At 59.8% G+C, this 14397-nt stretch carries 13 protein-coding genes, 1 tRNA gene and 2 rRNA genes; 12 read left to right on the forward strand and 4 right to left on the reverse strand.

The window, feature by feature from the left end:
- Positions 1-19 precede the first annotated feature (19 nt).
- Positions 20-2815 (forward strand): 23S ribosomal RNA (locus KW403_RS09220).
- Positions 2816-2831: 16 nt separating this feature from the next.
- Here the strand turns inward: KW403_RS09220 and KW403_RS19445 are convergent.
- On the reverse strand, positions 2832-2960 hold the full coding sequence (locus tag KW403_RS19445) for a hypothetical protein (RefSeq protein ID WP_281425579.1): 129 nt from the start codon (positions 2958-2960) through the stop codon (positions 2832-2834).
- A gap of 36 nt (positions 2961-2996) precedes the next feature.
- Here KW403_RS19445 and rrf point away from each other — a divergent pair.
- A 5S ribosomal RNA gene (gene rrf, locus KW403_RS09225) occupies positions 2997-3111 on the forward strand.
- 103 nt (positions 3112-3214) lie between these two features.
- A tRNA-Met gene (locus KW403_RS09230) sits at positions 3215-3291 on the forward strand.
- Positions 3292-3308: 17 nt separating this feature from the next.
- Here the strand turns inward: KW403_RS09230 and KW403_RS19490 are convergent.
- From KW403_RS19490 to KW403_RS09240, 3 genes are all read right to left on the reverse strand, one after another.
- Positions 3309-4079: a DDE-type integrase/transposase/recombinase gene (locus tag KW403_RS19490; RefSeq protein WP_425518226.1), complete on the reverse strand. Its 771-nt coding sequence runs from the start codon at positions 4077-4079 to the stop codon at positions 3309-3311.
- 115 nt (positions 4080-4194) lie between these two features.
- A complete protein-coding gene (locus KW403_RS09235) occupies positions 4195-4401 on the reverse strand; it encodes a transposase (protein ID WP_343224061.1) in 207 nt (68 codons plus the stop codon).
- A 175-nt stretch (positions 4402-4576) separates the two neighbouring features.
- Positions 4577-5290, reverse strand: coding sequence for a GntR family transcriptional regulator (locus KW403_RS09240; protein ID WP_223019212.1), 714 nt, complete (start codon positions 5288-5290; stop codon positions 4577-4579).
- Positions 5291-5602: 312 nt separating this feature from the next.
- Between KW403_RS09240 and KW403_RS09245 the strand changes: the two genes are divergently transcribed.
- The 9 genes from KW403_RS09245 (at position 5603) to KW403_RS09285 (ending at position 14359) form a co-directional block, all read left to right on the forward strand.
- Positions 5603-6550 (forward strand): Bug family tripartite tricarboxylate transporter substrate binding protein, encoded by a 948-nt coding sequence (locus tag KW403_RS09245; protein WP_223019213.1) that lies wholly within the window; start codon positions 5603-5605, stop codon positions 6548-6550.
- A 68-nt stretch (positions 6551-6618) separates the two neighbouring features.
- A complete protein-coding gene (locus KW403_RS09250) occupies positions 6619-7122 on the forward strand; it encodes a hypothetical protein (protein WP_223019214.1) in 504 nt (167 codons plus the stop codon).
- A complete protein-coding gene (locus tag KW403_RS09255) occupies positions 7122-8615 on the forward strand; it encodes a tripartite tricarboxylate transporter permease (RefSeq protein ID WP_223019215.1) in 1494 nt (497 codons plus the stop codon). Before KW403_RS09250 ends, KW403_RS09255 begins: the two co-directional genes overlap by 1 nt.
- A gap of 23 nt (positions 8616-8638) precedes the next feature.
- Entirely contained in the window at positions 8639-9568 is a 930-nt protein-coding gene (locus KW403_RS09260) for an amidohydrolase family protein (protein WP_223019216.1), read from the forward strand.
- Position 9569: 1 nt separating this feature from the next.
- Complete coding sequence (locus KW403_RS09265; protein ID WP_223019217.1) at positions 9570-10733, forward strand: UxaA family hydrolase; 1164 nt, start codon at positions 9570-9572, stop codon at positions 10731-10733.
- Positions 10730-11011, forward strand: a complete 282-nt coding sequence (locus KW403_RS09270) for a UxaA family hydrolase (protein WP_223019218.1) — start codon at positions 10730-10732, stop codon at positions 11009-11011. Before KW403_RS09265 ends, KW403_RS09270 begins: the two co-directional genes overlap by 4 nt.
- Positions 11008-11811, forward strand: coding sequence for an HpcH/HpaI aldolase family protein (locus KW403_RS09275; protein ID WP_223019219.1), 804 nt, complete (start codon positions 11008-11010; stop codon positions 11809-11811). Before KW403_RS09270 ends, KW403_RS09275 begins: the two co-directional genes overlap by 4 nt.
- On the forward strand, positions 11808-13247 hold the full coding sequence (locus KW403_RS09280; RefSeq protein ID WP_223019220.1) for an aldehyde dehydrogenase family protein: 1440 nt from the start codon (positions 11808-11810) through the stop codon (positions 13245-13247). The genes KW403_RS09275 and KW403_RS09280 overlap by 4 nt, the downstream gene beginning before the upstream one ends.
- Positions 13248-13258: 11 nt before the next feature.
- Positions 13259-14359: an enolase C-terminal domain-like protein gene (locus tag KW403_RS09285; protein WP_223019221.1), complete on the forward strand. Its 1101-nt coding sequence runs from the start codon at positions 13259-13261 to the stop codon at positions 14357-14359.
- Positions 14360-14397: the final 38 nt, after the last annotated feature.

The raw sequence follows: 14397 nt of genomic DNA on the forward strand, positions 1-14397 counted from the left end.
GAGCATTGGCAATGAGAATGATCAAGTGTCTTAAGGGCAATTGGTGGATGCCTTGGCATGCACAGGCGATGAAGGACGTGATACGCTGCGAAAAGCTACGGGGAGGTGCGAATACCCTTTGATCCGTAGATATCCGAATGGGGAAACCCACCTTAGATACTTGGGAAATCACAGCAGTCTGCTTTGCGGGCTGCTGCGGTTTCCAAGTATCGCAATAAGGTATCTTATTCTGAATACATAGGGATAAGAAGCGAACGCGGGGAACTGAAACATCTAAGTACCCGTAGGAAAGGACATCAACCGAGACTCCGCTAGTAGTGGCGAGCGAACGCGGACCAGGCCAGTGGCTATCGTTTAACAAGCAGAACCTTCTGGAAAGTTGGACCGGAGCGGGTGACAGTCCCGTATGCGTAATGTGAACGATAGTCCTCGAGTAGGGCGGGACACGTGAAATCCTGTCTGAACATGGGGGGACCACCCTCCAAGCCTAAGTACTCGTGCATGACCGATAGCGAACTAGTACCGTGAGGGAAAGGTGAAAAGCACCCCGACGAGGGGAGTGAAAGAGTACCTGAAACCGGTTGCCTACAAACAGTGGGAGCACGCAAGTGTGACCACGTACCTTTTGTATAATGGGTCAGCGACTTAATGTAACGTGCAAGCTTAAGCCGGTAGGTGTAGGCGTAGCGAAAGCGAGTCTTAACAGGGCGTTCAGTACGTTGCATTAGACCCGAAACCGAGTGATCTAGCCATGAGCAGGTTGAAGGTAAGGTAACACTTACTGGAGGACCGAACCCATATCTGTTGCAATAGATCGGGATGACTTGTGGCTAGGGGTGAAAGGCCAATCAAACTCGGAAATAGCTGGTTCTCCGCGAAATCTATTTAGGTAGAGCGTCGACCGAATACCCTCGGGGGTAGAGCACTGGATGGGCTAGGGGTCCTCACCGGATTACCAAACCTAACCAAACTCCGAATACCGAGGAGTACTAGTCGGCAGACACACGGCGGGTGCTAACGTCCGTCGTGGAGAGGGAAACAACCCTGACCAACAGCTAAGGTCCCCAAGTTATGGCTAAGTGGGAAAGGATGTGAGACTCCCAAAACAACCAGGATGTTGGCTTAGAAGCAGCCATCATTTAAAGAAAGCGTAACAGCTCACTGGTCTAATTAAGGGGTTTTGCGCCGAAAATGTACCGGGGCTAAAGCCATACACCGAAGCTTTGGGCTTGCTTTGCAAGCGGTAGCGGAGCGTTCCGTAGGCTGATGAAGGGAGACCCGTGAGGGCTCCTGGAGGTATCGGAAGTGCGAATGCTGACATGAGTAACGATAAAGGGGGTGAGAGACCCCCTCGCCGAAAGTCCAAGGGTTCCTGCTTAAAGTTAATCTGAGCAGGGTTAGCCGGCCCCTAAGGCGAGGCCGAAAGGCGTAGTCGATGGGAACCACGTTAATATTCGTGGGCCTGGAGGTAGTGACGGATTGCGGACGTTGTCTTTCCTTATCGGATTGGAGAGGCAGCCATGTGGTCCCAGGAAATAGCTCCTCCATATAGACCGTACCCGAAACCGACACAGGTGGACTGGTAGAGTATACCAAGGCGCTTGAGAGAACTCTGCTGAAGGAACTCGGCAAAATGCACGCGTAACTTCGGGATAAGCGTGACCCTTGTTCGGGCAACCGGATGGGGGTGGCACAGACCAGGGGGTAGCGACTGTTTATCAAAAACACAGGGCTCTGCGAAGTCGCAAGACGACGTATAGGGTCTGACGCCTGCCCGGTGCCGGAAGGTTAAGAGGAGGAGTGCAAGCTCTGAATTGAAGCCCCGGTAAACGGCGGCCGTAACTATAACGGTCCTAAGGTAGCGAAATTCCTTGTCGGGTAAGTTCCGACCTGCACGAATGGCGTAACGACTTCCCCGCTGTCTCCAGCAGAGACTCAGTGAAATTGAATTCCCCGTGAAGATGCGGGGTTCCTGCGGTTAGACGGAAAGACCCCGTGCACCTTTACTATAGCTTTACACTGGCATTCGTGTCGGCATGTGTAGGATAGGTGGTAGGCTTTGAAGCGTGGGCGCCAGCTCGCGTGGAGCCATCCTTGAAATACCACCCTTATCTATATGGATGTCTAACCGCGGTCCGTTATCCGGATCCGGGACAGTGTATGGTGGGTAGTTTGACTGGGGCGGTCGCCTCCTAAAGAGTAACGGAGGCGCGCGATGGTGGGCTCAGAACGGTCGGAAATCGTTCGCTGAGTGCAATGGCATAAGCCTGCCTGACTGCAAGACTGACAAGTCGAGCAGAGACGAAAGTCGGTCATAGTGATCCGGTGGTCCCGCGTGGAAGGGCCATCGCTCAACGGATAAAAGGTACGCCGGGGATAACAGGCTGATGACCCCCAAGAGTCCATATCGACGGGGTTGTTTGGCACCTCGATGTCGACTCATCGCATCCTGGGGCTGGAGCAGGTCCCAAGGGTATGGCTGTTCGCCATTTAAAGCGGTACGTGAGTTGGGTTCAGAACGTCGTGAGACAGTTCGGTCCCTATCTGCCGTGGGTGTAGGAATATTGACAGGATCTGTCCCTAGTACGAGAGGACCGGGATGGACGTATCTCTGGTGGACCTGTTGTGGCGCCAGCCGCATAGCAGGGTAGCTATATACGGAACGGATAACCGCTGAAGGCATCTAAGCGGGAAACCGACCTGAAAACGAGTATTCCCTGAGAGTCGTGGGAGACCACCACGTTGATAGGCCGGGTGTGGAAGTGCGGCAACGCATGGAGCTTACCGGTACTAATAACTCGATAGGCTTGAATCATTCTCATTGCTTATGCTCATCTGGGCTTATGCTCATCGCAATTGTCCTTGCGGATGAGCGCGGCGAAAGCCGCTATCCGGCGGACGGCAAGCGCAATCATGCGCGACGGCCGCTTGGCCTTGCGGGCTTTGCCCGTATCAGGCATCAAAAACCAGCTTCTCGATTACATGCGTTTCGCCGACCTGGTGGTTATGGCGGGGCGGCTGCACCCGTTCCCTTTCCGAACACGGCCGTGAAACGCCCCAGCGCCGATGGTACTTCGTCTTAAGACGCGGGAGAGTAGGTCGCTGCCAGGTCTGCTAAACGCATGGAAATCTTCTCTGAACAAAGCCAAAAACGACAAAGGCCGCAACACGCGGCCTTTTGTCATGAAAACAGGCAAAAACGCAAAAACATTGACGCGGGGTGGAGCAGCCCGGTAGCTCGTCAGGCTCATAACCTGAAGGTCGCAGGTTCAAATCCTGCCCCCGCAACCAAATCAATCAAAAAGCGCTCAAACGAGCGCTTTTTTTGATTCAACACCCGCCCCCGCGCCTCCCATGAAGCATACACGGGCAACCATCGCCTGAAACGCAACAGCTTCTCGCTTCTGCTCACTATCCTGCTGATAACCCCGCCTCAGCCAGCTTTCCTCCTCATGTCCTGGCTCCGGTCTGGCTAGCACTGAAGTAGGGAAACCGTGGGTCGTCAGGACGAAGCCTTTCTTCTCCCTCGGCGCACAGCGTCTCGTTGAGACACAAGTCCCTGAATCTGCCGTTGAAGCTCCGCCGAAGCCATCCCGCATCGGCTTGCCAGGCTGGATGGGATGCCAGTCCACGCTGGTCTCCCAGGAACACTGAGCACGGCCGTGCTGGACAAGTTCTGCCCGGTTGTTGGAGACCAAGGTACCGGGCTTGCCACACAACCGGATCAGGGGATCGAGTTCACGGGTTACTCGAAGACCTGACAACGATGTGCCCGCCACCAGCGCAAGACACTCCCGGCTGAAGTCATCGAAGACGGCCAGAAGCCGGAACCGGCGTCTATCGGTGTAAGCATCGGAAACAAGGTCCAGGCTCCATTGTTCGTTTGTTCCTCTAGGCAGCAACATCAGTCTGCTGGTGCTGCGAGCCCGCCTCCGGGCGCCATGATTGCAAGCCTGCAGCTTCTCCTCTCGATAAAGGCGTCTCAGCTGCTTTTGGTTCAACACGATCCCTCGCCGTTCCGGCATCAGATGAAAGCGCCTGTCTCCGAACCGCCGGCGTTCACGAGCGGCGTTGTTCATCGCGTCACGCAAATCTCAGTCGCCCTGCTGGATGCTCCGGCATCGCACGCGCGGCGCTGGCGCACACCGTGCGCCGTGTACAGGTGAGTCGCGGCCTGCCACTTCGCGCCAGGCGTCACCATATTTTTGCTGCGGCATCCTTGAGTTTGGCATTCTCCAGCATCACCTCGCACAGCAGCCTGTTCAGTTTGCGGGCGTCCGACACGTCCGTTCCGCCGAACTTGGCTTTGTGTTTGTAGAAGGTCGTTTCCGAGACGCCCTGCTTGCGAAAGACATCCGCAGTCTTCATCCCGGCGTGCTGCTCCCGCGATATCCCGATGATCTTTTTTCGTGAACCGTGATGGTTCTATTGCCTGTCACCTTCGCGGAGGAACAGGCAAACCAAGAACAGGAAAATCGCAAGGGAGCAGGTCAGAAACCGAAATTCGATTCAGCCTTCAAATGACGAACACTGATACCCGCTGCCAAGGTCAGTTACTCAGGCCTTTGGCTTCCCTTCAATATTCGATCGCGTCGAGGAACCTCTGTTTTGCGGTGTCGAGGTGGTCCGCCAGAAGTTGTGCGGCTTTATCCGGAGCCCGCTCCAGTATCGCGTCCAGAATTTCGTGATGCTCGGCAAAGGCCTCGCCATGGCTGAGATACCGGGGCGGCAGCTGCAGGCGGACTAGCATTTGCCGGGTCTCGAGGTTTCGAAAAATCGTGTCGACCAGGCTGCTTTGGAGCGCGCGCAGGAAGGTTTGATGAAGGCCCCAGTCCAGTTGCGTCCGTTGCTGGACCAAAGCTTGCCGTTGTTCGGCCGTCTCCATTGGCGCATTGATGATCTCCATCGTCTTGCGGCGGAGCGTGGCAACCTCCTCGGGATCGTGGTTCAGTGCATAGATCCGTACCGCCGGCACCTCGACCAGCTTGCGCAGCTGGTAAATCTCGCGCACCTCGTCAGCGGTGATCTCGCGCAGGATGACGCCTTTCTTGGCAATCAGCTCCACGATCCCTTCGCCTTCCAACCGCTTTAGAGCCTCTCGGACGGCCGTGATGGGCGATCCGGTCGCGTCACAGATCTCGCGCTGCGTGACAAGCCTTCCGGGTCTGAAGACGCCCTGCATCAGGCACTTCAAAAAGCCTTCATAGGCACCCGATCTCTGTACGGTCGCCGTCTTGGTGGCGTCGTCTATGACCGGGTTCTGGGCTTTATTGAAACGTGCATCTTCCATGAAATTGACCTTAACGTTCAAAATTTGGGCATCGCCGCCGAATGTTCAGACATGGCTGCTGTCCGATGGCATTTCGCGCCGTCATTCCGCGAGCGCGCATTCACATGCATCACGCCAATCCAAGCACTCTGGCTGTCCTCAGTATAGAATTTCACAGCTTAATCAGAATGTTACGGACGATCATGCCAGTCGGATCCCATGGCGGAAACACGCATCAATGATAATTGACTTAGCGGCACAACTATGTCAAATCTTTTGTGAGAGCTCAGTTAAGCTCTCTAGAAGGCGAAACATTTCGGTTGGGAGGAACTTATGATTCGCAGGAAATTCATTGCACTTGCCGCCACGGCGCTGACTCTGCTGCCGCTGGTTGCAACTGCGCAGGACTATCCGAGTCAACCGATCAAGATCATTGTTCCCTTCGCCCCTGGCGGCGGAAGCGACACCGTAGCGCGTGCCTTTCAGATCGCATTGGAGGAAACGGGTGCATTGGGCACCAATGTGGTCGTCGTAAACATGCCTGGCGCGGGTGGATCGCTGGGAGGAAACGCTGTCGCAAGTGCCGAACCGGACGGGTATACGCTCGGCATGTGGCATTTCGGCATGCTGACCTCAAAGGCGCTCGGCGTTTCCCAGGTGGCGCCGGAGGATGTGGAAACCATTGCCCTGACCGGGCGCTGGAACTCGATCATGATCGCGCGTTCCGATTCCGGATATGAAACCTTGAAAGATGTGGTGGACTTTGCCCTGGCCAATCCCGGCGCTGTGACCGAAGCGACGGCTTTGGGCTCGGAGACCCATATTCAGCATGAGATGCTGAAGTCCAAAGTCGAAGGTCTGGATATTCGGCTGGTGAATATCGGGGGCGGAGCCAAGCGGTTGGCAGCGATCCTTGGCGGACACGCCGACATCACCATTCACTCGATGGGCGAATATGTCGGCAGCCCAAATCCGGACATCAAGGCGCTGGTGCAATTCTCGCCGGAGCGCCATCCGGCGATGCCCGACATTCCCACTGCCAAAGAGCTTGGCATCGATCAGGTCTGGAACAACTACAACTGGGTCTTCGCACCGAAGGGCACCCCGCCCGAGCGTCTGGAAATCCTCGAGAATGCCTTCCGCACTGCCTATGAATCGGAGAGTTTCCAGGCAATGCTGAAGCAACGCGCGCTCACCAATGAGTTCCTCACCGCCGAGGATGCGCCTGCGGCCTACGGGCCGACCTTCCAGGAAGTGATGGCCGCCGCGTCCAAGATGTAGCTGCTCGGATATCGTGAAAAACCGCAGGTCGCGTCGTTCAATCGGCGCGTCTTCGGGGGAGGAGTGCCATGGACAAAAACAGCAATGACGGCCTCATCAGCCTGCTTGCCGCGCTCGGTGCAGCGGGAATCGCGGTGGCTTTCTATGTCGCTGCGCTAACCCTACCCGAATCCCGGTTCGAGCCGATGGGCTCGGCCGCCGTGCCCAAGATGATCGCCGTCATTGTCTTCATCTGCGCGGCTTTCGAGGTCGTTCGCTGTGCACGCCTTCTTCTGGCCGATCCCTCTCCCCTGCACAACCTGATGCATCCGGGGTCCGCAGCGATCCGCCGTGCGGCCACGGTCATCGGCTATATCCTGTTCTTCTTTGCCATTGTTCTGGTGCTGCAAAGCGCGGTGGTGCCGTTCATGGCAATTGCCGCCGTCCTGTTCTGGATCGGAGCGCTGTTCATAGGCGTGCCGCGGACCCGGACGATGCTGCTTGCCCTGGGCCTTGTCGGGCTGGTGCTCGGCGTTGGGCTGGAGCTGATTTTCACCCGTGTCTTCTTCGTCAACATCCCGGCGGTGTTGTGATGGAGTTTCTGATTTCAGCCGGGGCAACCCTCTTCACCCCGTTCCCGCTAATGATGATGATGCTCGGAGTCTTTCTGGGGATCATCGTCGGCGCCATTCCCGGCTTGAGCGCGACCATGCTGATCGCGCTGGCCCTGCCGATGACCTACCTCATGAAGGACACCGACGCGATGACACTGCTGGTGTCGATGTATGTCGGTGGCATCTCCGGTGGACTGATCTCGGCGATCTTGATCAACATGCCTGGCACGCCCTCGTCGATCTTCACCACGCTCGACGGTTTCCCCATGACGCGGCAGGGGAAGGCGGCACGGGCACTTGCCCTTGGGGTGTTGAGTTCGCTGGTCGGCGGTGTGATCTCCTTCTTATTGCTGCTTGCGGTCGCGCCACCGCTTGCCTCCATCGCCCTGCGCTTCGGACCATGGGAGTTCTTCGCCATGGTGATGATGGCTCTGGTGCTGATTTCCTCCCTTGGCGGGCGATCGTTCACCAAGGGGATCATGGCAGGCTTCCTCGGCATGCTGTTCTCGCTGCCCGGTATCGATCCCACCAGCGGGAACATTCGTTTCACCTTTGGCATCCCCGACCTTGCTGCAGGTCTCAGCCTGCTGCCGGTTCTGGTCGGCACTTTCGCGCTCAGCCAGGTCATCCAGGCCGCCGGAGGTGGCATCGTGAAGATGGAGAGCAAGCGCGTCAGCTTGCGGGAGCTGACCGGCCAGTTGCGCGACTTCGGGGAGCACAAATGGAACATGCTGCGCTCCTCCCTTCTGGGTACGTGGATCGGCCTTCTGCCCGGAATCGGCGGCAATATCGCCGCCATGGTCGCCTATTCCGCCAGCCGGAGTCTGTCGAAGACGCCCGAGCGGTTCGGGCAGGGCGCGGAAGAAGGACTGGTCTCCACGGAATGCGCCAACAATGCTTCCATCGGCGGCGCCCTGATCCCGCTGATCAGTCTCGGCATACCCGGATCCACCGTCGATGCGATCTTGATCGGCGCGTTGCTCATTCACAACGTCCAGCTCGGTCCGCTGCTGATCGTCAACAATCCGGAGATCGTCTTTTCGATCGTCATGACCTACGGCGTCGCCAATTTCGTGATGTTCGCCATGATGATCGGCTTCATCCCCTATCTGGCCAGGTTGGTCGAGATTCCGCGGGCGTTTGTACTCTCGGCAGTGGCGGTGTTCTGCGTGATCGGCACCTATGCCGCGAACAACCGGATTCTTGATGTTTGGGTGTTGTTGTTCTTCGGCGTTCTGGGCGCAGTGCTGATGCGGTTGAAGCTGCCGCTCGGGCCATTCGTGATCGGATTTGTTCTGGCACCGATTGCCGAGGCAGAGATGCGCGCCGGGATCATGTTGACGAATGGCGCAATTCCTTCGCCGGCCGACTATCCCATCGCCGCAGTGATGCTGGCCGTGGCCGTGATGGTTGCGGTGATGCCGGTCATCATGCGTCTGCGCGGCGCCGCCCTGAAACGCCAAAATCAATGACCTTCGGAGAGAGAGGACCGACCATGACCTCCATCAATGTCACGCGCCGCGCGGCGCTTGCCTCGGGCGCCGCCGCTCTTGCCGCTGCTGCCCTGCCGCGCTTGGCCGGGGCGCAGGGTGAACATGGCTGGATCGATGCCCATTGCCATGCCTGGTCGGGCGACCTGGCCGCCTATCCGATGGCCGAGGGGCGCACGGCGGCGGATCTCAATCCGGCAGAAATGCCAACGGGCGGTTTGCTGAAAACGCTGGCACCGATGGGCGTAGGCCGCGTCGTGCTGATTCAGCACATCTGGTATCACGGCTTCGACAGTTCCTACCTCACCGACGCTGCCAAGGCTTCGCCGGCAACCTTCGCCGTCGTCGGCGCCGTGGGCGAGGCCGAGCCAAATGGCCCCGACATGATGCTCGAAAAGAAGGCCGAGGGGGTCAAGGGCTTCCGCGTGCGCGGGTTCGGCACCGCCGACTGGGTCGATGCCCCGGTGATGAACGGTATGTACGAGATGGCGGCGCGAGAACATCTCAACATCTGCCCGCTGATCCGCAACGACGCCAAGATGGACAATGACGCGCTGTTGCATCTGGCCGCGTTGAGCGAAAAGCACCCCGATACCGTGGTGGTGATCGACCATATGGGGACCGTGATGCCCGGCGATACCGAACAGCTGGGCAACCTGATCACCTTGGCGCGGTATCCCAAGGTTCACGTCAAGATTTCGGGCTTCAACAAGTTCGCACCACCACCCTATGACGCGCTCAAGGGCCAGATTGCGGCGCTGATCGAAGCTTTCGGGATCGAGCGGCTGATGTGGGGTTCGGACCTGCCGGTGCTGGAGTATGAGGCTCCGCACAATCTGGCCGCGGCCTTCGCGCTGATAGATTCTGGGCTGGGTCTTTCGGATGACGAAAAATCCACCCTGCTGGCAGGCACGGCAGAACGGGTGTTTTTCTAGAATGTCCGGCACCGATACCTTTCTCGGCTATCCGCGGCCCAGGGGGCGACCCGGAATCCGCAATCGTCTTCTGGTGCTGAACTGTACCGGGCTGACGGACGCGGCGGCCCGCCGTGTGGCCTTCGCCTTGCCTGGTTCGGTCTTTGCCAGCACGATGTACGGCATGGGCATGGTCGGCGCCGATGCGGGTTTTCACACCGCCGCGCTGGCTGGAATGGCAACTCATCCCAATTGCGGCGCGGTTCTGCTGATCGGTGCCGATCGAACCCGGCTTGACCAGATGATCGCAGTGGTTGAAGCCGCCAAACGCCCATTCGTGGCACTGGGGCTGGACGAGACGGGTCATGATGCACTTCTGCTTGGCCAGAGAGCGATCGCCGAAGGCGCGCGCCTCTTGCGTGATCTGTCGCTGGAGCGCCCCGTTGCCTGCCCGGTCTCGGAGTTGTTCCTCGCCTTCGAGTGCGGTCTTTCCGACCCGTCGTCCGGACTCGCGGCAAACCCACTTCTCGGTTGCATCGCGGACTGGCTGGTGGATTCGGGCGGTAGCGTGGTGCTGGGCGAAACCATTGAATGGCTCGGCACTGAGGATGAACTGGCGCGCCGCGCAGCCACGCCTGAGGTGGGCGAGACGCTGAAGCGCGTCGTCGCCGACCGGCTGGCATTGGCCCATGCCGCAGGCGTGGACCTGCTGGGCACCAATCCCAACGCCGCCAACATCAAGGCAGGGCTCAGCACCATCGAGGAAAAAGCCAGCGGGGCGGTTCTCAAGGCCGGCACCCGTGCAATTCAGTCGGTGCTCGCCTATGCCGAGGCGCCCGCGACGGCGGGCCTGCACTTCATGGACGCGCCCAGCTATTCGCCCGAATCCCTCACCGGTTTCGTAGCGAGCGGAGCACAGATGATCCTGTTCACCACCGGGCTCGGCAACAGTTATTGCAGTGCCTTGGCTCCAACGCTGAAGCTGACTGCCAATGCCAGGACCGCCGGGTCCCTTTCCCACCAGATCGACTTCGACGCCTCGGATGTCCTGGCTGGCCGCAGCTTGCAGGACGTCGCGCAGGACCTGCGCAAGCGCATCGTCGCCACTGCCTCCGGGCAGCTGACCTTCGGCGAGATCCTGGGCGAAGGCGCGGAATCCATCAGCCGCTTTGGAGCCGCCATATGACCGTAACTGCCCAGTCAGTCAGCCCCGGCGACAGGGTCGCCTATCTGCTCGCTGATGTGTCCGCGGGCGGGGTAGTGAAGGCCGCCACCGGCCTGCTCACCGCACGCGAAAACATACCGGCCTTTCACAAGATCGCCCTGCAGGACATCGCCGCTGGCGAAAGCCTGCATCGCGGCGGCTGGCTCATCGGCCGCGTCACTGCCGACATCCCGGCGGGCGCGCATGTGCATGTGCATAACCTCGTCAGTGCCTATTCGACGTCAAAGGAGACGAAATGACCGAATTGCCACGAGCTCTGGAAAAGGGGCTCTCTTTCAAGAGGAAACTGGCTGAAGGGCATGCCGTTTCGGGCGCATGGTCGACGCTTGGCTCACCGGAAGCTGCCTGCCTGATGGCCGCCGCCGGACTGGACTATTTGCTGATCGACCTCGAGCATGGCCGGGGCGGACTCGACGGCCTTGCGGCACAGATCCAGGCCTTGGCGGCGTTTGACACTGCAGTGATGGTCCGGCTGCCGGACCACGATGCAGGCAGCATCAAACGGTGTCTCGATCTGGGCGCCAACAGTCTGCTGGTGCCCCAGGTGGACACCGCAGCAATGGCGCAGGGCATTCTGGACAACGCACTGTTCCCGACCGAAGGGCGTCGTGGCGTGGCCGTCGGGGCGATACAGGCCGCTGACTGGGGGTATGCGGCAGAAGCCTATTTCAAGCATGCCAATGACGCGTTGACCGTGCTGATGCAGATCGAGTCGCCCGAGGCTGTCGCCAATCTCGATGAGATCCTGTCAATCGAACGGATCGACGGGCTGTTCGTGGGGCCGAATGATCTCTCGGCGTCCATGGGCCTGTTCCGCCAGTTCGACGCACCGGAATTCCGCAGGGTGTTTGACCGGGTTCTGGATGCCACTCTGGCTGCGGGCAAGGTCTTCGGCGCGCTGCCTGCACCCGCCCTTGAGGTCAAGACGCTGGTGAGCAGGGGCGCGCAGCTGGTTCCCGCCGGATCGGACCAGACCATGCTGCGCGGTGGGGCGCAGGCGTTGATCGCTACTCTCGCCGAAGCAGGAGATCACGGATGAACAGCACCGTCATCGAACCTCCGGTCTTGCCCTTTGCTGGCGACCAGGCCGTCAGGGAGGCATTCGCTACCCGCGACCCGGCGACCGGCGCCGTGGTTGGCCGTTATGCTGCGGCGACGTCCGAGGACATCGCCAGAACACTGGCGGCAGCGCGGCGCGGCTTCGCCGCATGGTCCGCGAAAACCGCAAACCAGCGGTGCGACCTGCTGGCCGAATGGCTGAACCGGATCGAGGCGCAGACTGAGTTGCTGGCTGGCGCTATGACGGAGGAGCAGGGCAAGCCATTGGCCGAATCCCGGGCGGAAATCGGCAAGTCGCTGCGCGAGGCGCGGCAGATGCTGAGTTTTGCCCGTGCCCATGGAGGCCGAACCCTTCCGGGGCGGGCGCCGGGATGGTCCAACACGATTCTGCGCCGTCCGCTGGGCGTCGTTCTGGCGATCACGCCGTGGAATTTCCCGGTGCTGACGCCGCTGCGCAAGCTGGTGCCGGCACTGGCTGCCGGCAATGCGGTGGTCCTGAAGCCTTCGGAATTTACTCCGGCCGCAGCGATGGGGCTGGTGCGCGCTGCGGAGGCTCTGCTGCCCCAGGGGACACTCTGTCTGGTCAATGGTGCGGGCGATGTGGCGGCGAGCCTCGTCGAGGCTGATGTCGATGCCATCTCCTTCACCGGATCGGTTGCGACCGGCCGCAAGATCGGTGCAGCCGCCGGGGGCAGGCTCGTTCCGGTTTCGCTGGAGCTCGGCGGCAAGAACGCGGCCATCGTCGACAAGGTGGCCAATCTGGACGCGGCGCTGGACGCGATCGCAGGCGCAGCCTTCCAATGCTCGGGTCAGCGCTGCACCGCGATCAGCCGGGTTATCGTCCACGCCGATGTCTATGCCGCTGCCTGCGACGGGCTGATCCGCCGCCTGACGGCGCTGAAGCCCGGGCCGGGCCGCGATCCTGAAACGACATTGGGGCCGATAACCACGCAAGCGCAGCTCGCTCGTGTGACAGACTTGGTTCGCGCAGCCGAAAGCGCGGGCGCGCGTGTGCTCACCGGCGGTCAGAAGCTGGCCGTGCCCGGTGCGCCCCAGGGGCTTTTCTTCGCCCCAACCCTGCTGGCGACCGATGACCCCGAAAATCCCGCGTCGCGGGAGGAGATTTTCGGACCGGTCCTGACGATCACCCGCTATCACGACGATGATGCAGCGCTGAGTCTCGCCAATGCGACCGATTACGGTCTGACCGCTGCGGTCTTCACAGACCGTTTGGAGTTCGCCCAGCGGGCGATGTCAGAACTTCAAACCGGCATGATCCACATCAACCATGGCACTGCGCCAGACGACAACATGCCCTTCGTCGGCATCAAGGATTCCGGTTTGGGAACCGGGTCCGTCGGTCCATCCACCCTCGATTTTTACACGACTGAACACGCCGCTTACGTCGCCTGCTGAAGGAGCCCGCAATGAAATTCACCGATATCGAGATTCGCGCCTGCCGCAGCGAGCCCGACCAGACGTACAGCCTCAAGGACGGCAAGGCGATCGATTTCGAGTTCCTGGCCATGCGCTTTCACACCGATGAGGGACTGAGCGTCGAGACTTTCGGCTTTGCCGGGCGCAGCGCACTGGCCATGGGCGCCGTCTCGTCGGAACTGTTGCGGCCCTTTTTCCTGGGGCGCGATCCCGATTACAGGGAACAGCATTGGCACGACTATCGTCGCTTCAACCGGGCCTGGAACTTCACGCCCAGCTATGTCTATGCGCCCTACGATATAGCCTGCCATCTGGCGCAGGCACAGGCGGCGGGGAAGCCTCTGTACAAGCATCTCGGCGCGGTGCGGGACAGCATCCCGATCTACGGCTCCTCGCTCACCCTGCCCACGGCAGAGGCCTATGCTGAAGAGGCCAAAGACTTGCAGGCGCGCGGATGGGCTGCCTACAAGTTGCATCCGCCGGCGGATCTCGAGGTGGCCTTCGAGGCACACCGTGCCTGCCGGGAGGCGGTTGGTCCTGATTTCCGCCTGATGAGCGATCCGGTCAACAATTTCAATCTACAGCAGAACATCCATTTTGGCAGAATGCTCGAAGAGTTGAACTTTTACTGGCTGGAAGAGCCAATGTTCGACGAATGCCACGGATCCCTGCGGTCGCTCCGCGACACGTTGAAAATCCCCATCGTCGGTGGCGAAACCTCGGAGAACCACCCCGCGGGCGTTGCCGAGCTGATCGCCAGCCGCGCCATCGATATCGTGCGCGGCGACGCGTCGTGGTCCGGCGGGATCACCGGACTGATGAAGACAGCGCATCTGGCCGAAGCCCATGGCATGAATTGCGAGATCCATACCGCGATCTATCATCCGCTGGAGCTGGTGAACCTGCATTGCGCCGCCGCGATCCGCAACAATGAGTTTTTTGAGGTTCTGGTGCCGGAGAAATTGTTCGCCATCGGCCTGAAAGAGCCGATCGACATTCGCGATGGCCAAGCCCATCTGCCGCAGAAACCCGGGCTCGGGATCGAGTTGGACTGGGACTTCATCGACAATGCAACACTGAAGGTCTTTTGATGACCAAGATAGCCCGGCATGACAGACCCGCAAGGGTC

Origin of the sequence: Nitratireductor kimnyeongensis (assembly GCF_019891395.1) — a bacterium.
Lineage (GTDB): Bacteria > Pseudomonadota > Alphaproteobacteria > Rhizobiales > Rhizobiaceae > Nitratireductor > Nitratireductor kimnyeongensis.